This window comes from Brevibacterium yomogidense (genome assembly GCF_016107685.1).
Taxonomy (GTDB): Bacteria; Actinomycetota; Actinomycetes; order Actinomycetales; family Brevibacteriaceae; genus Brevibacterium; species Brevibacterium yomogidense.
The window spans coordinates 255,692-275,098 of the sequence record NZ_JABASY010000003.1; the positions used below are offsets into that span (position 1 = coordinate 255,692).

General features: G+C 64.9%; 19 protein-coding genes. 11 read left to right on the plus strand and 8 right to left on the minus strand.

From position 1 onward, the window contains the following. Positions 1 to 35 precede the first annotated feature (35 nt). On the plus strand, positions 36 to 806 hold the full coding sequence (locus tag JFC09_RS09610; RefSeq protein ID WP_198393795.1) for a MerR family transcriptional regulator: 771 nt from the start codon (positions 36 to 38) through the stop codon (positions 804 to 806). Beyond that, positions 803 to 1,735, plus strand: a complete 933-nt coding sequence (locus JFC09_RS09615; RefSeq protein ID WP_198393796.1) for a hypothetical protein — start codon at positions 803 to 805, stop codon at positions 1,733 to 1,735. The genes JFC09_RS09610 and JFC09_RS09615 overlap by 4 nt, the downstream gene beginning before the upstream one ends. Before the next feature lie 77 nt (positions 1,736 to 1,812). Here JFC09_RS09615 and cysE read toward each other — a convergent pair whose 3' ends face one another. The 4 genes from cysE to JFC09_RS09635 all read right to left on the minus strand — a co-directional run bounded on the left by cysE (position 1,813) and on the right by JFC09_RS09635 (position 4,439). Next, positions 1,813 to 2,475 carry a serine O-acetyltransferase gene (gene cysE / locus JFC09_RS09620; RefSeq protein ID WP_198393797.1) on the minus strand — a complete coding sequence of 221 codons (663 nt, stop codon included), beginning with the start codon at positions 2,473 to 2,475 and terminating at the stop codon, positions 1,813 to 1,815. Next, positions 2,475 to 3,404: a cysteine synthase A gene (gene cysK, locus JFC09_RS09625; RefSeq protein ID WP_198393798.1), complete on the minus strand. Its 930-nt coding sequence runs from the start codon at positions 3,402 to 3,404 to the stop codon at positions 2,475 to 2,477. Before cysK ends, cysE begins: the two co-directional genes overlap by 1 nt. 262 nt (positions 3,405 to 3,666) lie before the next feature. Further along, positions 3,667 to 3,873 (minus strand): hypothetical protein, encoded by a 207-nt coding sequence (locus JFC09_RS09630; protein ID WP_198393799.1) that lies wholly within the window; start codon positions 3,871 to 3,873, stop codon positions 3,667 to 3,669. Further along, positions 3,873 to 4,439: a hypothetical protein gene (locus JFC09_RS09635; RefSeq protein WP_198393800.1), complete on the minus strand. Its 567-nt coding sequence runs from the start codon at positions 4,437 to 4,439 to the stop codon at positions 3,873 to 3,875. Before JFC09_RS09635 ends, JFC09_RS09630 begins: the two co-directional genes overlap by 1 nt. A 225-nt stretch (positions 4,440 to 4,664) precedes the next feature. On the opposite strand from JFC09_RS09635, the gene JFC09_RS09640 reads away from it, so the two are divergent. After that, a complete protein-coding gene (locus JFC09_RS09640; protein WP_198393801.1) occupies positions 4,665 to 5,417 on the plus strand; it encodes a cysteine hydrolase in 753 nt (250 codons plus the stop codon). Positions 5,418 to 5,477: 60 nt separating this feature from the next. Here the strand turns inward: JFC09_RS09640 and JFC09_RS09645 are convergent, their stop codons facing one another. Then, positions 5,478 to 6,110 carry a LysE family translocator gene (locus JFC09_RS09645; RefSeq protein ID WP_198393802.1) on the minus strand — a complete coding sequence of 211 codons (633 nt, stop codon included), beginning with the start codon at positions 6,108 to 6,110 and terminating at the stop codon, positions 5,478 to 5,480. Between the two features lie 81 nt (positions 6,111 to 6,191). Here JFC09_RS09645 and JFC09_RS09650 point away from each other — a divergent pair, with 81 nt between their 5' ends. Genes JFC09_RS09650 through JFC09_RS09670 form a run of 5 tightly spaced genes read left to right on the plus strand, consistent with a single transcriptional unit; the run spans position 6,192 to position 8,992 of the window. Further along, on the plus strand, positions 6,192 to 6,641 hold the full coding sequence (locus JFC09_RS09650; RefSeq protein WP_198393803.1) for an Lrp/AsnC family transcriptional regulator: 450 nt from the start codon (positions 6,192 to 6,194) through the stop codon (positions 6,639 to 6,641). Positions 6,642 to 6,676: 35 nt separating this feature from the next. Next, entirely contained in the window at positions 6,677 to 7,162 is a 486-nt protein-coding gene (locus JFC09_RS09655) for a PaaI family thioesterase (RefSeq protein ID WP_332839722.1), read from the plus strand. A gap of 4 nt (positions 7,163 to 7,166) precedes the next feature. Then, positions 7,167 to 8,138, plus strand: a complete 972-nt coding sequence (locus JFC09_RS09660; RefSeq protein ID WP_198393804.1) for an MBL fold metallo-hydrolase — start codon at positions 7,167 to 7,169, stop codon at positions 8,136 to 8,138. Positions 8,139 to 8,165: 27 nt separating this feature from the next. After that, on the plus strand, positions 8,166 to 8,768 hold the full coding sequence (gene def, locus JFC09_RS09665) for a peptide deformylase (RefSeq protein WP_198393805.1): 603 nt from the start codon (positions 8,166 to 8,168) through the stop codon (positions 8,766 to 8,768). After that, on the plus strand, positions 8,765 to 8,992 hold the full coding sequence (locus JFC09_RS09670) for a hypothetical protein (RefSeq protein ID WP_198393806.1): 228 nt from the start codon (positions 8,765 to 8,767) through the stop codon (positions 8,990 to 8,992). Before def ends, JFC09_RS09670 begins: the two co-directional genes overlap by 4 nt. 36 nt (positions 8,993 to 9,028) lie before the next feature. Here JFC09_RS09670 and JFC09_RS09675 read toward each other — a convergent pair whose 3' ends face one another. Together JFC09_RS09675 and JFC09_RS09680 are read right to left on the minus strand one after the other, a co-directional pair. Continuing rightward, complete coding sequence (locus tag JFC09_RS09675) at positions 9,029 to 10,801, minus strand: hydantoinase B/oxoprolinase family protein (RefSeq protein WP_198393807.1); 1,773 nt, start codon at positions 10,799 to 10,801, stop codon at positions 9,029 to 9,031. Continuing rightward, positions 10,798 to 13,041 (minus strand): hydantoinase/oxoprolinase family protein, encoded by a 2,244-nt coding sequence (locus JFC09_RS09680; RefSeq protein WP_198393808.1) that lies wholly within the window; start codon positions 13,039 to 13,041, stop codon positions 10,798 to 10,800. The genes JFC09_RS09675 and JFC09_RS09680 overlap by 4 nt, the downstream gene beginning before the upstream one ends. Here JFC09_RS09680 and JFC09_RS09685 point away from each other — a divergent pair. From JFC09_RS09685 to JFC09_RS09695, 3 genes are all read left to right on the plus strand, one after another. Further along, entirely contained in the window at positions 13,034 to 13,702 is a 669-nt protein-coding gene (locus JFC09_RS09685; RefSeq protein ID WP_198393809.1) for a GntR family transcriptional regulator, read from the plus strand. The genes JFC09_RS09680 and JFC09_RS09685 overlap by 8 nt on opposite strands. Positions 13,703 to 13,869: 167 nt before the next feature. After that, on the plus strand, positions 13,870 to 15,114 hold the full coding sequence (locus JFC09_RS09690) for an MFS transporter (protein WP_198393810.1): 1,245 nt from the start codon (positions 13,870 to 13,872) through the stop codon (positions 15,112 to 15,114). Between the two features lie 173 nt (positions 15,115 to 15,287). Next, a complete protein-coding gene (locus JFC09_RS09695; protein ID WP_198393811.1) occupies positions 15,288 to 17,096 on the plus strand; it encodes a BCCT family transporter in 1,809 nt (602 codons plus the stop codon). Between the two features lie 153 nt (positions 17,097 to 17,249). Here JFC09_RS09695 and JFC09_RS09700 read toward each other — a convergent pair whose 3' ends face one another. Further along, positions 17,250 to 19,229, minus strand: a complete 1,980-nt coding sequence (locus JFC09_RS09700; protein WP_198393812.1) for a BCCT family transporter — start codon at positions 19,227 to 19,229, stop codon at positions 17,250 to 17,252. Positions 19,230 to 19,407: the final 178 nt, after the last annotated feature.

The following is a 19,407-nucleotide window of genomic DNA, read 5'->3' on the forward strand; positions in this document are numbered from 1 at the left end:
GACATTGACGCAGCGTCAAGGTGTTTGATGCAGACATGAGAATCGGTGAAGTCGCGGAGCATCTGGGCGTCACGACACGGACCCTGCGCCATTATCATCGCGCGGGTATCGTCCCAGAGCCGGCACGGCGGGACAACGGCTACCGCGACTACGCACTGCGTGATGTCGTCCTCCTCATGCGTGCGGTCCGACTCGCGGGGCTGGGCCTCTCGCTCAGCGAAGTCGCAGATGCAATGCGCGATGACGACGTGCGCGACCTCTCAGCCATCCTCAGGGACCTGGACGACGAGCTCTGCAGACAGGAAAGCGAGATCCGGGCCCGGCGTGACACCGTCCGGAGCCTGCTCAACCGCGTCGAATCGTCGACCGACGACAGCAGTTCGCATGATGCGCTCCTCCCCGACGAGGCCCAGTCACTCTTCAGCTCGCTGCAGGCACATGGCGCGGGGACGCAGAGTCTCGAGATCGACCGACAGATCATGAGCACCCTGCCGGACCAGGCCGTTCATGCGTGGGCGACCGCGATGACCGACGGCGGAGCCGACCCCGCCACAGCCGAGCGGATGGCAGACATCTATCGGAGGTTCGACGACCTCGGGCACGGGGACGCGTCCACGCGGACCGACGACCCCGCCCTCCGACAGCTCGCCCACGACCTTCTCGCAGCGCTGCCCGAACCACTCCGCGCCCAGTTCCATGAAGCGCCCGAATCACGGCCGCCCCTCATCGACACCATCATGGACGACCTCTCCCCCGCGCAGGCCATGGCGATCCACCATCTCCTGGCGCTCAGGAGCTCATCATGAGAACCACCCCCTCCCGCACACGCACGGCTGCGGGTTCACCACTCCGCACCGGGCGCAACCGGACGGCATACATCCACAGTGCGCTGCTCGTGCTGGCGCCGGCCGAAGCCGCCATGGCGCTTCTCCTCCTCGCCGGAATCCCCGTCGCCCCGTGGATCCCGATCACCGTCGGAGCGCTCCTGCTCGTGACAGTGATCGCCGAGATCGTGCTCGCCGTCTGCGTATACGGTCAGGCCCGTCAGGAGGGGGACTCGAGGAGAAGCGCTGTTCGCGCGATTGCCCGCGAGGCGGTTCCAGCCCCCATCGTGCGATCAGCACGCTTCGAGGTCCTCCTGTGGGAGAGCATCTGGAGGTGGGTGTCGCGCAGGCCCCTCGTTCCTGAGTGCGGGCAGGGGTTTTCGTACCACCGCTATGAGCTGCCGGTTCTCCTCGCCTTCGCGGTGCTCGGCATCGTGGAGATCGCACTGGTCCACTGGCTGCTGCCGTGGCCCACCGTCCGAGTCGTCGCGCTGGTCCTGGGAGTCATGGGCGTCATCTGGGTGCTCGGGTTCCTGGCATCGCTGTCGACGCGACCTCATCACGTGACCGACACGACCCTGACCGTGCGCGTGGACGCTCACCACGAGATCCGCATCGAACGGTCGACGATCACGACGGCGAGGACGGGGCTGAAGCACTACCCGACAGACGGAGTGCACCTGGAGCGGCCTTCCGAAGGTGGAGGAGCCGGAGTTTCCGTCGCCCGTCACGGCCAGACGAACGTGTGCCTCTCCCTGACCGACGGTACGACAGTCGACGTGACAGGCCACGGCTTCTTGGCCGTTAACCGTGTCGCGTTCTGGGTGGACGAACCGGATCGGCTGCGCGGTCACCTTCACGAGGAGCAGTCACCTTCACGAGGACCCACAGGACCGCAACCAGCATCCTGACGCCTGCCTCGCCTGAGACGTGTGTGGCGCCCGTGGAGAACCACGGGCGCCACACACGTACGGAATCCCTTGTCCGCTCAGATCCAGAGTGCCGGATCCGTCAGCACACCGTCCGGTGTGGGGTGGCCCTCGTCATCGACGGGACGCGAAGCGGGGAACTTCACCTTGGCGGGCACACCCACGGCGGTCCCGCCTGCGGCCACGTCCTTGACGACGACCGCGTTCGCTCCGACGGCCGCGTTCTCACCGATCTCCACGGGCCCGATGATCTTCGCCCCGGTACCGATCACGACGTTGTCCCCCACGGTGGGATGCCGCTTCTCCTGCTTCATGGAGCGGCCTCCCAGCGTCACCTGGTGGTAGAGCATGACGTCGTCGCCGATCTCCGACGTCTCCCCGATCACCACACCGTTGGCGTGGTCGATGAAGAAGCGCCTGCCGATCTTCGCGCCCGGGTGGATCTCCACCCCGGTGAGCGTGCGCACCGCCTGCGACAGCAGACGTGCCGGCGCCTTGCCCGCGTCGTACTGGTTCAGCTTGTACAGCGCCCGATGCGCCCAGATGGCGTGCAGTCCGGGGTACGACAGCGCGATGACGACGTCGTTCCGTGCCGCAGGGTCACGCAGCCTGGCCGTATCCAGGTCCTCGCGCAGAGTCTCCCGCACCACCGGGCGCGACAGTCCGTAGGCCGCCGCGCCCGCCGCCGCGAGCGAACCGATGAGTCCGAGGCGTCGTCGCATCAGGAATCCATGTACTCCGAGAAGAGGGGCGTCGTGAGGTAGCGCTCGCCGAAGTCGGGGAGGATGACGACCACACGCTTGCCCTGGTTCTCCGGGCGGGCGCCCACGACCTCGGCGGCGGCGACGGCGGCACCGGACGAGATGCCGACCAGCAGGCCCTCGTCCTTCGCGATCTGGCGGGCCACGTCGAAGGCGACGTCGTTCTCCACGGTCTGGACCTCGTCGTAGATGTCGCGGTCCAGCACCTCCGGGACGAAGTTTGCGCCCAGGCCCTGGATCATGTGCGGGCCGGCGTCTCCGGAGGACAGCAGCGGGGAGGCGGCGGGTTCGACGGCGACGATGCGCGCGTCCACTCCCGCCTTCTTGAAGGCCCGGCCCACTCCGGTGATGGTGCCGCCGGTGCCGATGCCCGACACGAACACGTCGACGTTCCCGTCCGTGTCCTGGACGATCTCCGGACCCGTCGTCGCCTCGTGGACGGCGGCGTTGGCCTCGTTCGCGAACTGGCGGACCAGGACGGCGCCCTTGTCAGCCAGCGATTCGGCCTTCTCCACCGCGCCGCGCATGCCGTCCGCCTTCGCGGTGAGCTCGAGCTCCGCACCGAACGCGCGCAGCAGTGCGCGGCGCTCCTTCGACATGGATTCCGGCATCGTGAGGACGACCTTGTAGCCGCGCGCCGCACCCACCATCGCGAGCGCGATGCCGGTGTTGCCGGACGTCGCCTCCACGATCGTGCCGCCAGGCTGCAGCTGCCCGGATTTCTCTGCCTCGTCGATCATCGCCACACCGATCCGGTCCTTGACCGAGTTCGCCGGGTTCGCGCCTTCGAGCTTCGCGATGATCTCCGCACCGCTGCGCTCGCTTGCCTTGTTCAGTCGGACCAGCGGCGTCCCGCCGACGATCTTCGTGACATCGGAGTGAATGGTCATGTGTAGCCTTCCGTTCCCGTCCGGGGCCCTCACCAGGGATCGCACCGGACTGTGTCCATAGGTTCGAATCGCGAGGAACGGTCAGCTGCAGGCGTCGAGTTCCTCGACCACACACCAGCCAATGGCTTCAGCTGCTGATTCATTTCGGTATCAACGATCTTAACCGCTGGTAACGCCCGAACTATTCCCGTCGTCCGGAAGACGGACACGTCACAGGACGAACACCGTCGCCGAGGCGGTGGTAGGCATGGGGTACACCGACTCAGCGCTGAGGAAGGCGCGGGCGACGCCCGTACACATCCTTCAACTTCTTGTTGAGCTTGTCCGACAGCTGAAGAAACGCGAGATCGTCGGCATTGGAGACGTACACCACCGTCCCATCAGCGGTCTTGTACTTGAGACCGTTCTGACCGGTGCTGGCACTCGCATCCGGCCGGCGTGGAAGGCTCGTGCTCTCAGAGATGGCCATCAGCTCGCCTCCTCCTCATGTCGTCTTCCCAGTCTACCGGCCATGCGCAGGAAGAACCCGCAGATCCCCCGGCCTGCATGACGGGCAGCCACTCCACGCCTCGGGTCAACCGCCGGATCTTCTGTATCGGGGGCAGCCGGAACCGCTGCGGAGCGTCGCATCGCCTCGTCGCGAAGCTCGTCATTCAGGCTTTGCAACAAGTCCCGATCCCGTTGGAAGATTCCCTGCTCGCCAGCCTGCGCGAGCAGAACCCTCATGCCGATTGCGCGTTTGTGCGCGTCATCCTCCACCGCCAGCTCGACGCCATACTGAGTACGTCGCCACCACTCTGCGCGCGTGTCGTTAAATCGTCGATGACGGTAGCTTCTCCACGCGACGATCCCGGCGACCGCGGCGACAAGCGCGGTGCTGAACGGGGCAAGGGGCTCAGCCTGCGTCAGCCACTCGCGCGCCCATCGCGGAACGTCGAGCGCCCAACCGTCCGCGAAGCCCCACACCACAATCGCAAGAATCGCCGAACCGGCTACCACCCATCCGGGCTTCGACCAGCGCTTCGCGGTACCCATATATACGAGAATAGGGGTATTGGCACGTGAAATTCTCCTCTGCCTGAATGTCCTGGCGTCGCATTCCGTCACGGAACGTCACCATGAGTCGCCCTACGCACAGGGCCGCCTGTGCCTCCCTAGCATCGGGGGCACCGTTGCAGCTGGGGTCCGCACCTCACCTCTGCAGCGGAGCACCTGACGTCTGGCGTCCGCCGAGTCGCCCACCCTCGAGAAGGAGAGCCTGTGACCGCCACTGCCACCGCTGTGAGGACGACGCCGTTGGAGCCCGTCGAGCTCCCGGACTCTTTCATCGCGACACTGCCGCCCACGAACAAGGACTCACTGCCGGAGCTGGCCGATCACTGGAAGCAGCTGGACCTGCGTGAGATCTTCGCCCGGCCGGCCGCATTCATCTCGATCGGGCAGTCGAACTCCGTGTACAGGCCCGGCGGTGTGCAGTACGGCGAAGGACACGCCTTCCGTGGCAACCTCGAGGCGACGGTCCGATCCGTCACCGCAGCGCGCGCCGCCGGCAACTTCGACATCACATGGGTCGGCTACTCGCTGTTCCGGTCGCAGTACCCCCAGTCGGACTTCGACCGCGTGCAGTACTCGTCGTGGACCGATGAGATCGGTGCGACCCCGGAGCAGATCGCATGGGACAACACCCTCGTCGATGAACTGCAGGAGCTGAAGCAGCCGGGTGACAAGGAGCTGTTCGAGAGTGCCCTGCAGAGCGCGTTCGTCGGCACCGACCTGCCGGGAACCCTGGCGCGGAAGAAGATCGAGGTGCTGGTGTTCGCCGGTGTCCACGTGGACTGGTGCATCGAGGGCAACGTGCGGGCCGCTCGCGACAACGGGCTGCTGCCGATCGTCATCGGCGACGCGTCCGGCGCACAGCAGCCCGAACAGGAGGCCGCCACGTTCGATCGGATCAACCGCTTCTTCGCACCGGTCATCAGCGCAGACACGTTCGTCGACCTCGTGACGCGGTGATGCGGTGCCACCGTGACGCGGTGACGCGGTTGCGCGGTTGCGCGGTTGCGCGCTGACGAATCACGGCCCGACGATCGCTTCGGCGACCACCCCCGCTCCCAGGGCGGCCATCACGACCCCGGATGCGCCGGTGACCACGGCTGCGGCCAGTGGGCGCGTCGAGAGGACCGCTCCTGCCCCGCACGCCACCGCGACGTACACGACGGCGCAGGTTGCGACGTGCACGAGTCCCAGCACGAGCATCTGCCCACCGATCGGCAGCGATGCCGACGGGCTCGCGAACTGCGGAAGCAGCGCCAGGAACAAGAGGAACACCTTCGGGTTGAGGAGGCTCACCCCCGCTCCTTTCAGGAAAGCCGCACGCCGTGTCGGCACCGGGGTCGCATGTGTGTCCCACGCCGTGCTGTCGTGGCGCCGCCGCAACGACAGGAGCGCGCGAACTCCCAACCACAGCAGGTAGAGACCGCCGGCGCACGATATCGCTGTGAGCATCCACCCGGATGACGCGATGATCGCCGCCAACCCTGCGGTGACGGCCACTGCCGCCGTCAGATGCCCCGCGAGCATCCCCAGTACCGCCGGCGCTGCCCTGCGCTGCAGACCCGCAGAGATCGCGTAGGCCCAGTCCACGCCGGGCGTGCAGGCGAGAAGAGCGGACAGGCCCCAGAACGAGAGCAGCAGTGCGAGATCCATGGTGGAAGACTATGGAGCAGAACGCCGAATGTGCTTCGCGAACTGCTGCAAAACAGCTGGGTGTGCGCAAGACTCTGCGCCATGGATGCGATCGACCGAGAGATTCTTTCGATCCTTCACGACGACGGGCGCGCAACGATGACGCAGGTCGCCACGAAGGTGGGGCTGAGCCTGTCCGCATGCCATCGCCGCTTCCGCGACCTCGAGGCCGGAGGTGTCATCCGCGGCTTCCGGGCGGACCTCGACTTCGACAAGCTCGGCACGCCTTTCGAAGCACTCGTCTTCGTCACCATGGCAACCGGAGACCACTCCGCCGTGCAGGCATTCGAAGAGGCAGTCGCGCAGGTGCCGCAGATCGTGCAGGCACAGCGGCTCTTCGGCGACCCCGACTATCAGCTCTATGTCGCGACGGAGACGAAGCAGACGTATCAGGAGCTCTACGATTCGACCCTCTCACGGCTGCCGGGCGTCCTCCGCCTCACCTCGACCCTCATCATGAAGACCGTCGTCGCACACCGAGCACCTCTCTGAACCCCCTGCAGATCCCTCGACCGAAAGGCCTCTCCGTGACTGAGAACTCTCCGCAGACTTCTGCCGGCTCGCACACCGCTGACACCGCTCCCCCACACGCAGCTCCAGAGGTGCAGGCACGCATCGAAGCCAGCTTCGGCAAGCAGGGCCTCATGACGACGATGGGGGCCGAACTGGGCGACGTGCGTGAGGGCGAAGTACGCATCCACCTGCCCATGAGTCCTCGCGTCACCCAGCAGCACGGCTTCTTCCATGGCGGCGCGACGTCGACGATCGCCGACAGTGCGGGCGACTACGCGGCACTCACGATGTTCGACGCATCGTCCGAGGTCCTCACCGTCGAGTACAAGATCAACCTCGTCGCACCGGCGATCGGTGAATCCTTGGAGGCGGTGGGGACCGTCATCAAACCGGGACGGACGCTCACGGTGTGCGAGCTCAAGGTGTACGCGCACAAGGACGGCGCGCGAAAACTCGTCGCGACGGGACAGCAGACACTCATCCGCGTGGACGCGGAGTGACGCCATGAGTGATCTGGGACGGCTTCCTGCCGGTGTCCGCTTCGAGGAGCGGCTCTTCCCCCACGCGAATCTGCTGGTGCTGCCCGGAGAACAGGCTGCGGTCGTGGATTCGGGCTTCGCCTCCCAGGTCGACGTGACCCAGAGTCTCGTCGATCAGCACACGCGGCGTGTCGACTGGGTCTTCAACACCCACTGGCACTCCGACCACGTGGGCGGAAATCAGCGCTTCCAATCAGCCGGTGCCGGCATCATCGGGTCCGCAACGGACTCCCACGATCTGGCACAGGCCTCCCCCGGATGCTGCGCCGCCGAATACCTCGATCAGCCCGTCCCCGCCTACGCGATCGACCGGACGGCTTCCGACGGCGACGTCCTCCACCTGGGGGACCACGCGTGGCACGTCCTCGAGGTGCCCGGCCACACCCCCGGCCACCTGGCCCTGTGGGACCCGGAGTCCCGCTCACTCGTCGTGGGCGACACGCTGAGCGCCTACGACGTGGGCTGGGTGGACGTCATGCGGGAGGGGACAGAGGGGCTCGATGCGGCGATCGCTTCCGTTTCCCGTCTTGGGGGCCTCGACGCCGGTACCATCGTGCCCGGTCACGGGCCGCTCATCGCAGACACGGCCCCCGCCATCGACAAGGCGCTGGACCGTCTGCGCCGCCAGCGTGCAGACCTTCCGTTTGCAGTCGATTACGGGGCGAAGCGGATCCTCGCCTTCCAGCTCATGATCCGGGGCGGGATGGCCGCGGACGGGATCGAAGATTACGTCGCCGGCCGGCGGTGGGCCCAGGCCGCCGCCGAGGTCGTCGGCACCGACCCGCACACCTTCGCCACCGCTCTGGTCCGGTCGATGGTCGACGGCGGGGGCGCGCAGGTGCAGCACGGACGAGTGCGGGCGGCGACCCCAGCGGAGGAAGCGGATCCATCCGTGTTCGACCTGCCCTGGCCCAGGGAGTGGCACGCCTCCAGGTGAGGTCAGGCCCCCGCTAGGATTCTGCGCATGACCATTCATCCCATCGTCGTCTACGGAGAGCCCGTCCTGCACCGCGTCGCGGACAAGGTGACGGAGTTCGACGACGAGCTGCGCACGCTCGTCGCGGACATGTTCGAAACCCTCAAGGTGTCCAACGGTGTGGGGCTCGCGGCCCCGCAGATCGGTGTCGGCAAGCAGATCTTCGTCTACGACGCGGACGACGACTTCGCGCAGGTGCGCAGGCGCGGCGTCTTCATCAACCCGGTGCTCGTCGGATCGAAGGTGCCGGACCACAGGCCGCATCCGGACGAGGATTCCGAAGGGTGCCTCTCCGTCCCGGGTCTGGATTTCCCGCTCAACCGCAGCGCGAAGGTCACGATCAACGGGGTCGACGAGAACGGGCAGACCGTCTCCCTGAACGTCGAGGGCTGGTTCGCCCGCATCATGCAGCACGAGTACGACCACCTGCAGGGAACACTGTACGTCGACCGGCTGCAGGACAAGTGGAAGAAGCGCTGGAAGCGGGAGCAGAAGGCTGAAGGCTTCAACGTGCCCGGGAACTCATGGCTACCCGGCACGGACCCGGATCCGTTCGGTCACGGCGACGAGGACGACGAGGGCGAGGAATGACGGCGGAGGCTGGGCGCGCATTCACAGTCGACGGTGAGACGTTCCTCGTGCGGGAGAAGGGTCGCGGCGAGTACCAGTTCGACTGGACGTCCGGCCCCAACCCCGACTACGGGTTCATGACCAGCATCTACCCCCACGGGCACATGACGGACGAGCAGATCGTCGCGAGCATCCACGATTTCCTCGCGGAGATCGATCCGAAGACCGGGTACCTTGCCGACTGATCCGGATTGTGGCGTGCGCGTCGTTCCGACGTGACATCAGCGCGTGCCGCGGAGCCTATCGGTCTCGTCCTCATCCACGCGATACATGCGTTCTGTCCGGACAAGAGCGTCCGCCGGACCGCTGTATTCAACGGCTACGCCGTAATCGTCTCGTGCGCTCTCGAGAGTGATATAGCCGTCTATCACGTCGTCGAGTACACGGTCGACTGGCCGCTCCCAGGGGTTGCCATACCCTCCGCCGCCGGGGAAGCGCAAGATGACCTCGTCGTCGTCTCCCAAGAACACCTGCGATTTCCTCGGGAGCGGTTCTCCTGTCGAAGCTCGCTCGAACGAGCCACGACGACCGGGAGCACCGCCGGCTGCACCAGGAGCGGGGAACTTCACACGGTCCACATTGGCGTTCACGGACCACGTGCCCTTTCCTCGCCTCCGTACCCGCAGCACCTGACTCACTCCCCCGCGGTGAGTCCCTGGTCCCGCCGAATCAGGCAGCAGTTCCCGCGCCGTCTGAACGATCGGAGTGTGAGCTTCGAGCACTTCCGTGGGCGCTGCCCTCACTCCCGTCGGGAACCCGGTGGTCGTGAGCCCATCCTTGCGAGGCCGCCCACCACTACCGCCCGCACCGAACGAGGTAAGGGTGAAGTACGACCGTTCCCGGTCCTCGTCGACCACGCCTCGCCATACGGTCATCCACAGAGCATCCGCACTCGCGGCCGGGAGGCCACCGGGCACAGCGGGCCGGAGAGCCTGAAAAATGAGGCTCGGCAGAAAATGCCCCACGAGGTGTCGCGACGCAACGGGAGCAGGCTCCTGGCAATTCAGGATCGAACCTTCGGGGGCCCGTGTTCTCACGGGGCGGAAAGCGCCCTCATTGTGAGGGACGTCCGGCGAGAGTGCGGCCTTGATCGCGAACGACGTGTACGCGCGGGTGTAGTTGATGACGACGTTGATCCCATGCTTCGACTGTGGCGACGACCCTGCGTAGTCGACGACGATCTCGTCGTTCTCGACCGTCACCGTCACCGCGAGAAGCAGAGAATCCTCGCCGAACCCGTCGACCTCCATCGATGCGGAGTACCGCCCGTCGACGAGCTCCGTGATCCGACTCCGAAGCGCCGCCTCCGACCTGTCCATGATCGCTGACGCGATCGAATCGATCTCGTCGAGGCCGTGTTCATCCATGAGGGCGAAGAGACTGCGCGCGCCCACGCGATTCGACGCGACCTGAGCATAGATGTCCCCCATCGTCTCGTCCGGCGTCCGGACGTTCGCCCTGATCACCTCTTCGAGCGTCGTGTCAGGCCCCGCTGCTGTGCGCAGCTTCATGATGGGCAGGCGGAGGCCTTCTTCGTAGACTTCACGCGCCTCCGCGGAGAGAATCTTGCCGCCGATGTCAGGCGAATGGCAGCAGCTTGCGAACCAGGCGACGAGCCTGCCCTCCCGGAAGAACGGGGTGGCGACCGTGATGTCGTTGATCTGACCGGCCGTCATCCACGGATCGTTCGTGATGAGGACGTCACCGTCGGCCAGTTGTCCGTGCGGAAACCTCGCGACGATGTGCTCCATGCCGGTCGCCATCGCGTTGATGTGGCCCGGCGTTCCCGACGCCGACTGCCCGATCATTCGTCCTCGTGAGTCGAAGACGGCACATGCCAAGTCGTAGGACTCACGAACGACCGGGCTGAAAGCCGTGTTGATCAGCGCGGTCTGCTGCTCGTCAAGAATGGAATGAAGCCGATTGGTCACGAGACCGACGATGACGGGGTCGATGTTCGCAGCAGCGAGTCCAGGTGCAGGGGTTGCGATCATTTCCATCCACCTTCGTGAGACGTGAGCGCGACGCGAATCGCCTGATTGGGCAACACTGTTGCGTGCCCCTCCGGTGGCACCACCAACGTGGACTCAGGCTCTTCCACGATTGCAGGACCGGGAATCTCCTGCCCCGAGTGCAGGTGGTGTCGGTCGTAGACGTCCACGTCCTGGAATCCGTGCTCAGGGCCGAAATACGCGCGGCGTGTGCCTTTCACCGCGGTCCGTTCAGCGTGATGCGAGGCGAAATGCAGTGCTTGCGACGGCTCTGGCCCCGAGGCCTTCACACGCCACGTCAGCACTTCGACCGGCACACGCTCTGGAGCGACGGGACCAAACCGCTGCCGGTACGCCTCGTGGAACCGGTCATTGAGCGCTTGATCCCACCGTATGTCTGCGTGAGGAGTCGGTGCCATGACTTCGACCTCCGTCCCCTGCCCTTCGAACCGCATCTCGACAGTGCGGACGTACGTGATGTTCGCGTGCGATACACCGGAGGCAGACAGCAGCGTCGCCGCTTCCTCTTCCAGTGATTCGTAGATCCCCGCAGCAACGGACGCGAGGCCCTCGTCAACACTGGAGAAGTGCGATCGGACCACATCAATCGCTGGGGGTGCAGACAGGAACCCCAGTGTGCTGAGAACACCCGCGGCCGGGGGCACTGTGAGCGAGGGGCTGCCCAAGGCCTGCGCCACTCCCGGGCCATGGAGGGGACCGTTCCCACCGGAGACGAAGAGTGGCAGACGGTCGACATCGCATCCGCGCTCGATTGCATGCACCCTGGCGGCATCAGCCATGTTCGCGTTAACCGTTGCGTGGATGCCCCACGCCGCATCTGTGACACTGATGCCAAGAGGCTCAGCGATCTGCGTCCGAATCGCGTCGTGAGCGGCGTCGAGGTCCAGCTCCATCCGTCCGCCCAAGAAGCTGCCGGCGTCCAGCAGACCGAGGACGAGGTCTGCATCCGTCACTGTGACAGGTACGCCGCCCTTCCCGTAGCAGACCGGCCCCGGTTCGGACCCGGACGACTCCGGGCCCACTGCGATGAGGCCCAACGAGTTGATTCGCGCGTTCGACCCTCCTCCGGCACCGATCTCGATCATGTCGATGACAGGGGCGCGCACGGGCAGCCCTGAGCCCGCTCTGAGCTTGTACACCCGGCTCACCTCGAATGTGTGAGTGAGGAGTGGTTCTGCCCCTTCGATCATGCAGAGCTTGGCCGTCGTACCGCCCATATCGAATGCGAGAAGGTCAGGTTCCCCGATCGAGCGCCCCACGGCCACTGCTCCCAGTGCCCCCCCGGCAGGCCCCGACTCGAGCATGCGGATGGGGAAGCGCTGCGCCACTTCGATCGCGGTCACACCGCCATTCGACAACATGATCATGGGGGCATCTCGCACCCCCAATGCGTGGAGCCCGCTCCGCAGCTCGGCGAGATACTCTTCGACAATGCGTTGAACGTAGACATTCGCGATGGTCGTGCTGAACCGTTCGTACTCACGCACCTCTGGATTGACGTCGCTGGAGAGAGCGACGCGGAGACCGGGCGCGACCTGCCTCATCACGTCGCGAGCTCGCTGTTCATGCTCAGGATTCACGTGGCTGTGGAGGAAGCACACAGCAACTGCTTCGACGCCCTCCGCTGCGAGCTCAGCGGCGACGGTCGCTACTCTCTCCTCATCGAGCGGCTCTGCCACCTCACCCGTCGCGAGGATCCGTTCCGGCACTCCGATCCTCAACCGGCGGGGAACGAGCGGTACAGGCATTTCTATGTCGAGGTCGTAGAGGTCGTACCGATGTTCACGGCCCATCTCCACAACGTCGCGGAAGCCCTCTGTCGTCATCAACGCCGTCCTCGCGCCTCGACGTTCAATGAGTGCGTTCGTCACGAGAGTCGTCCCGTGGACCAGCGTGCCGATATGTGCGGCGTCGATGTCGTGGGACTGCAGCAGTTCCATCAGCGCTTCGAGCACACCCTGTGCAGGTGACCCATGTGTCGTGAGCGCCTTACCGACCGCGACGATTCCGTCATCGTCCAGCACCGAGAGATCGGTGAATGTGCCGCCGATGTCGATCCCGACGCGCATGGTCTTCACCACTGATGTCATAACCCCTCGATTCGTCAGGTGTGGAAACCCGCGTGCGTATCTTCGACCATCCTGCAAGATCGTCCGACGATCCGCAAGCGCCCTGTGTGCAACAGCACAGTCGTCGTGCGATAGCCTGAGGCCCGTGACCACCCGAACGCTCACCGATCCGCTACCGGCCGTGGCCAGCGCCGCCGCACGCGTCGCGGACGAGGTCCGCACCCTCATCGTCGACGGCGAGCTGCAACCAGGAGCAAAGCTCGCAGAGGAAAGGATGCGGTCTCAGCTGGACGTCTCGCGGAGCACCCTGCGAGAGGGCTTCCAGCTCCTCGTCCGCGAACGACTCGTCGTCCACGTCCTCAGCACCGGATTCTTCGTCCGTCGCCTGGGCCGCGACGACATCGCCGATCTTATGACGACGCGCGAGATCATCGAATGCGGCGCCCTCACCAGCGTGAACACTGTCCCAGCGCAAGGACTGGCTCGCATCCGCGCAGCAGTGGCCGAAGGAAAGGCAGCCGCAGAGCGCGATCACTGGCAGACGGTCGCGGCAGCAAGCATCGAGTTCCACCGCGGTCTCGTCGCCCTCGCCGGCTCGCAGCGCCTCTCCATGCTGATCGAGCAAACGCTGGCAGAGTTCCGTCTCGCCTATTGCTACATGGAAGACCCTCTCGCCTTCCATGTCACGTATCTGCACAAGCACGACACGGTCGTGAGCCTCCTGCAGGAAGGTGCGGCGCCTGCCGCAGCCGAGTACCTGCGCACGTATCTGGCCAACTCTCGCAGCGACCTCCTCCTCCGCGTCCCGGAATAGCAGCAGGGGCCCCCGCAACCCCTTGCTTTCGTCCGACGATATGCCTAGTGTGCTGTGGAGCCGATCACATTCACGGTCGACGATTGCGAGGTTGCAGCTGTGCACACCGACTCTCATGCAGATCAGGTCCACCCCCCCCCACACCCGCGCTTGTCCGGCGAGCGACAGTGGGAGCATCCATCGGAAGCGTCGTCGAGTGGTTCGATGTCGCCCTGTACGGCTACCTCGCAGTGATCATCGGAGAGGTGTTCTTCCATTCGGAGGACCCAACCTCGGCACTCCTCAGTTCCTTCGCCGTCTTTGCCTCGGCGTTCCTCGTACGTCCACTCGGCGGGATCTTCTTCGGTGCAGTGGGAGACAAGATAGGCCGCAAGAACACGCTTGCGGCCGTCATCCTCACCGCTTCGATCGCCACGTTCGGAATCGGCCTGCTGCCCGGCTTCGACACCATCGGCGTCGCAGCACCGATCCTGCTCGTCCTCTTTCGACTGGTCCAGGGGTTCTCCGCCGGAGGTGAGATGGGTGGTGCATCCGCTTTCGTCGCCGAATATGCGCCGAAGGAACGGCGCGGTTTCTACGTGAGCTTCGTCGAGATGGGATGCATCTTGGGCTTCCTTCTCGGCGCAAGCACGGTGCTGGTGATGAACCTCATCCTCAGCGAGGCTCAAATGCATGACTGGGGGTGGCGCATACCGTTCCTCGTCGCCGCTCCGCTGGGGATCGTCGGCCTGTACATCCGGTCACGGCTTGAGGAGACGCCTGAGTTTGTCGCACTCCAGCGAGCTGGGCAGGTGAAGAAGAACCCACTCAAGGAGACGATCATCCACCACTGGCGGGCCGTTCTGGTCGTGGGCGGATTCGCTCTTTTCCAGAACGTCGCGATCTATGTCGTACTCACCTATGTGCCCACCCACCTCTCGGTGAACGCAGGATTCAGCGCCCTCACCGGCTCCCTGTCCGCCGTAATCATGATGCTCGTCCTCTGTGCCATGATTCCGCTGACCGGTTGGCTGTCAGATCACATCGGTCGCCGCAAAGTCCTACTGGCATCGTGCGTCTCATCCGTGGTCCTCGCTGTGCCTTTGTTCCTTGCTATGGAGGTCGGCAACGTTGCCATCGCGATCGCCAGCCACATCATCCTGGGGGTCTCGCTGAGCTTCTTCTTGGGGCCCGTCCTCGCAGCCGCAAACGAACTGTTCACGACGGACGTTCGCTATGGAGGTTTCTCGCTCGGCTACAACTTGTCGGTGTCCCTGTTCGGTGGAACCGCGCCCTTTGTCGTCACGCTCATGATCGTTCAGACAGGCTTCACTGCCTCACCTGGGATCTATATCGCGATCGCGGCGATTATCACCGGAACCGTAGTGTACCGGGTGAAGGAGAGCGCCCCTCAGGTCGTCGAACGCCCGTGACTCACAGCCGACAAAGCAAAGCTCGATGGGCTCTTCCAAACACATCCAGGCGAACAGAAGGCCTGCCACCAGCACCTTTCGCTGTTAGGCTCATGAGTTCCGAGCCACTCGCTGACGACTGGGAGTGCAGTTCAGGCTCCCGGTTTCGGCCCTGACCGCGGAAGGTGCGGCACATGTTGAACCGCCTCCATGACGGACTGCGTCTGAGGACCACACCAGCGGTGTTCTTCGGCGCTGCAGGGATCATCATCCTGTTCGTCCTTGCCACGATCGTCTTCACCGAACCCCTGTCCAAAGCAACAGGCGTTGCCTCGCACTGGCTCATGGTGAACCTGGGATGGTTCTACATCCTGGGTGTCACCAGCTTCCTCATCTTCCTCATCTACATTGCCGCGAGCCGGTTCGGCCGCGTCAAGCTGGGTCCGGACGATGAGGGGCCCGAGCATTCGAATGCCGCCTGGTTCGCCATGCTCTTCGCCGCCGGCATCGGTTCCATCCTCATGTTCTGGGGTGTCGCTGAGCCTGTCAGCCATTTCGGTGCGCCACCCCGTGAAGGCGCGCTGGGGATCGCACCGGAATCCACCGCCGCCGCCGTGGACGCCCTCAACTTCTCCCTCTACCACTTCACCTTCCACACGTGGGCGATCTTCACGCTTCCGTCGCTGGGCTTCGCGTACTTCATCCACAAGCGGAACCTGCCGCCACGCGTGTCCTCGATCTTCCAGCCCATCCTGGGCAAGCGGATCCACGGGCCCATCGGCAAGTTCATCGACGTGGTCGCCATCATCGGCACCGTGTTCGGCGTGGCCGTCTCCATCGGCCTGGGAACGCTGCAGATCAACGGTGGCCTCGAGCAGCTGTTCGGGGTGCCGCAGAACGCCGGCTGGCAGCTCATCATCATCGGCATCGTCACGGGCATCGCGATGATCTCCGTGGGGCTCGGTCTGGAGAAGGGCATCAAGGTCCTCTCCAACATCAACATCGTCGGAGCGGTCGCGCTGCTGCTGTTCGTGCTGGTCGCCGGCGGGTCCACCCTCTTCATGCTCAAGGGGACGTTCGAGTCGTTCGGATCCTACGTGTGGAACCTCGCGGACCTCGCCCTGTGGAACGACACGCTCGCGGACACCGGCTGGCAGAACACGTGGACCGTCTTCTACTGGGCGTGGACCATCACCTGGTCGCCGTTCGTGGGCATCTTCATCGCCCGCATCTCCCGCGGACGCACGATCCGCCAGTTCGTGATCGGCGTCCTCGCAGTGCCGGCACTGTTCTCCGTCGTGTGGTTCGGCATCTTCGGCTACGCGTCGCTGAACATCGAGATGAACGGCGAGGGCGGGCTCGTCGAGCGGGTCGTGGTGGACGAGGACATCCCCGGTGCCCTCTTCGAGCTGCTCTCCCACTACCCGGCGGCCTGGATCGTGTCCGTCTTCGCGATCGCGATCGTCATCATCTTCTTCATCACGTCGTTGGATTCGGCGGCTCTCGTCATCGACACGATGTCCAACGGGCATGAGGACTTCAACCCCCTGGGTCAGCGCCTCTTCTGGGCGCTGGCTGTCGGTCTCATCACCGCGACACTCCTGGTGTTCTCCGGGGAAGGTGGGCTGGAGGCCCTGCAGTCGATCAGTATCCTCATCGGGCTGCCGTTCTTCATCATCGCGTTCTTCCAGATGTATGCACTGCACCGAGCCCTGCGGGAGGACGCCGGCGAGATGCCGGCTGTCCGCACCCGCGAATGGCGCAAGGTGCTGCCGCCGGAGGAGACCATCCGCCGTATGCGAGCAGAAGACGACAAGTACGAGTACGAGGACCCGGTGAACACGGTCACCCGTCCGCAGCCCGCGACCGAGGTCCCCGTCATGCGCGGCCTCTACGAGGAGCCGCCCAGGGACGTGCGCCGACGCCCCAAGCGCAACGTCACTCTGGCGGGACGCACGGGAAGCCGCCGGATTCCCCATCCGTCGGAAGACGGGGACTCGTAAGGAACACCCACAGGGCCGAGCTTCCTTCCGAAGCCACCCGCAGAAGCGCCGAGGCGCCGACTGGATTCCAGCCGGCGCCTCGGCGCTTCTCTGCCCACCGTACTCCGCTTCGCACGCCTCAGCCGGTGCGCGAAACGCGCTGCGGAGCCAGGACTATGCCTGCGGGTCGACGTCCTTCTCGTCGATTGTGGCCGGCCCGTGCGCTGCAGGCCTCTCCCCCATGTCGACGTACTGCTGAGATGCCTGGAACTCCTCAGTGTCGAAGACCTCTCCGTCCAGTGGATCCGCGCCCTGCTGCGTGCCGATGGGGCGACCGGACGCGGAATCGAACTCGAGGTTCCCGGTGTTGAGCGGCCTGTAGGACACGATTGCCGGATCGCCGGCGTCTCCCGTCGCTGGTGTGTCGGGCTCGAACCCGCCCAGCGATGCGGAGACTCCACGCAGACCGCGGACTTCGCGACGAAGACGTGCCGACAGACGCTCCCCGGTGCGGACTCCTTCTGCAGCGGCTTCTGTGCCGGGTGTGAGTACCATGCTCGGCGGGTCCGTGGAGATGAGCTGGATGTACTCGGGCATCCTCGCGACGTCGTGCCGGAACGCTCTGTAGAGCGAGATACATGCCAGAACGAGGATGACAGAGAACGGTGCCGCAGTGGACACAGCGACCGTCTGCAGGGCGGTGAGCGCGACGTCACCTCCGACCACCAGCAGAACAGCTGCCGCCACCCCTTCGAGGACCGCCCAGAACACGCGCGTGGATTTCGGAGTCTCCACCTTCCCTCCGCAGGCGAGCATGTCGATGACGAGTGAGCCGGAATCAGACGAGGTCACGAAGAAGAACACGACGACGATGATGCCGACGACGCTGAGGACCCCGCCGATCGGGAATGTGCCGAAGAATTCGAAGAGCGATGTCGTGTTGTCGACGCCGTCGCTCACGTCCATGCGTCCGTCATGGGCGAACAGCATCGCGGACTCGCCGAAGATCGTGAACCAGACGAGGCTGGCTGCGGTCGGTGCAAGCAGGACGCCCAGCACGAACTCGCGGATCGTGCGACCGCGGGAGATGCGTGCGATGAACATCCCGACGAACGGGGCCCAGCTGGTCCACCAGCCCCAGTAACCGATCGTCCACACGGCTTCCCAACCATCGGACGACCACGCGCCGGTGTGCAGAGTCGTCACCGGCAGCTGGCTGAGGTAGGAGCCCAGGTTCTGCGGGATCGCCTGGAGAAGGAAGATCGTAGGACCGATGAGGAACACGACGAGCGCCAGCAGGGCCGCGATCGACATGTTGATGTTCGACAGCCACTTCAGGCCCTTGTGGACGCCGGAGAGGACGGACCAGAGCGCTACTGCGGTCACGACGGTGATGATGCCGATGACGAGGAGCGGAGAGCTCTCCGCCCAGCCCAGGTATTCCAGGCCCGCCACGATCTGGCTGACACCGAAGCCGAAGGAGGTGGCGATGCCGAACAGGGTGCCGATGATGGCGATCGTATCGATCGTGTGGCCCATCCAGCCTTCGACACGTTTGCGACCGATGAGAGGCTCCAACAGCCATCGCACCGCCAGGGGGCGGCCTCGCCGGAACGTCATATAAGCGATGCCCAGACCCACGACCGCGTAGATGCCCCAGGGGTGCAGGCCCCACTGCAGCATCATGAGACCCACGGAGTCCTGGGCCGCTCCGATCGACAGAGGATCGTTCCCGTGCGCTTCTGGAGGGAGCACGTAGTTGCTGAGCGGTTCAGCGACGCCGAAGAAGACCAGGCCGATACCCATTCCCGCACTGAACAGCATCATGAACCAGGACGCGACGCTGAATTCCGGTCGCTCGTCGTCCCTGCCCAGTCGGATACGACCGATCCTCGTGAAGGCGCAGAAGAGCACGAAGATGAGGAAGAAGTTGACGGCGATGACGTACCACCAGCCCACCCCGTCCGTGATCGCGGTGTTGAGTACTTCCGTGAGATCCTCCGCCTGCTTGCGGAAGATCAGGACGAGGCCGATGAGGCCTACGATCACCGCCGCGGCCGGAATGAAGACGGGTTTGAGGATCACCGATCCCGAGGACGGTTCGCCCGATGCGGCGACCGCCGGAGGATCCGGTTTCTGCGCGTCGACAGACATATCACTCTGCTTTCGACTTAAGGGTCTGGACAGGGTTCATACTGTTGAACGCCGCACCTCGAAGACCGAGGCACGGACCCCTCACAGTGTTCCACATCACACGAGTTTCAGCGGGTTTCACCTGCGCTTCTTTCCCGCCGACTGCCTTCAGGACCGTGGTTCGCTACCGTGGTCACCA

Bases quoted from the DNA above. Each gene is read 5' to 3' on its own strand.
- JFC09_RS09610 (WP_198393795.1), top strand. From the start codon at position 36: ATGAGAATCGGTGAAGTCGCGGAGCATCTGGGCGTCACGACACGGACC.
- JFC09_RS09615 (WP_198393796.1), top strand. From the start codon at position 803: ATGAGAACCACCCCCTCCCGCACACGCACGGCTGCGGGTTCACCACTC.
- cysE (WP_198393797.1), bottom strand. From the start codon at position 2,475: ATGCGACGACGCCTCGGACTCATCGGTTCGCTCGCGGCGGCGGGCGCG.
- cysK (WP_198393798.1), bottom strand. From the start codon at position 3,404: ATGACCATTCACTCCGATGTCACGAAGATCGTCGGCGGGACGCCGCTG.
- JFC09_RS09630 (WP_198393799.1), bottom strand. From the start codon at position 3,873: ATGGCCATCTCTGAGAGCACGAGCCTTCCACGCCGGCCGGATGCGAGT.
- JFC09_RS09635 (WP_198393800.1), bottom strand. From the start codon at position 4,439: ATGGGTACCGCGAAGCGCTGGTCGAAGCCCGGATGGGTGGTAGCCGGT.
- JFC09_RS09645 (WP_198393802.1), bottom strand. From the start codon at position 6,110: ATGGATCTCGCACTGCTGCTCTCGTTCTGGGGCCTGTCCGCTCTTCTC.
- JFC09_RS09650 (WP_198393803.1), top strand. From the start codon at position 6,192: ATGGATGCGATCGACCGAGAGATTCTTTCGATCCTTCACGACGACGGG.
- JFC09_RS09660 (WP_198393804.1), top strand. From the start codon at position 7,167: ATGAGTGATCTGGGACGGCTTCCTGCCGGTGTCCGCTTCGAGGAGCGG.
- def (WP_198393805.1), top strand. From the start codon at position 8,166: ATGACCATTCATCCCATCGTCGTCTACGGAGAGCCCGTCCTGCACCGC.
- JFC09_RS09670 (WP_198393806.1), top strand. From the start codon at position 8,765: ATGACGGCGGAGGCTGGGCGCGCATTCACAGTCGACGGTGAGACGTTC.
- JFC09_RS09675 (WP_198393807.1), bottom strand. From the start codon at position 10,801: ATGATCGCAACCCCTGCACCTGGACTCGCTGCTGCGAACATCGACCCC.
- JFC09_RS09695 (WP_198393811.1), top strand. From the start codon at position 15,288: ATGTTGAACCGCCTCCATGACGGACTGCGTCTGAGGACCACACCAGCG.
- JFC09_RS09700 (WP_198393812.1), bottom strand. From the start codon at position 19,229: ATGTCTGTCGACGCGCAGAAACCGGATCCTCCGGCGGTCGCCGCATCG.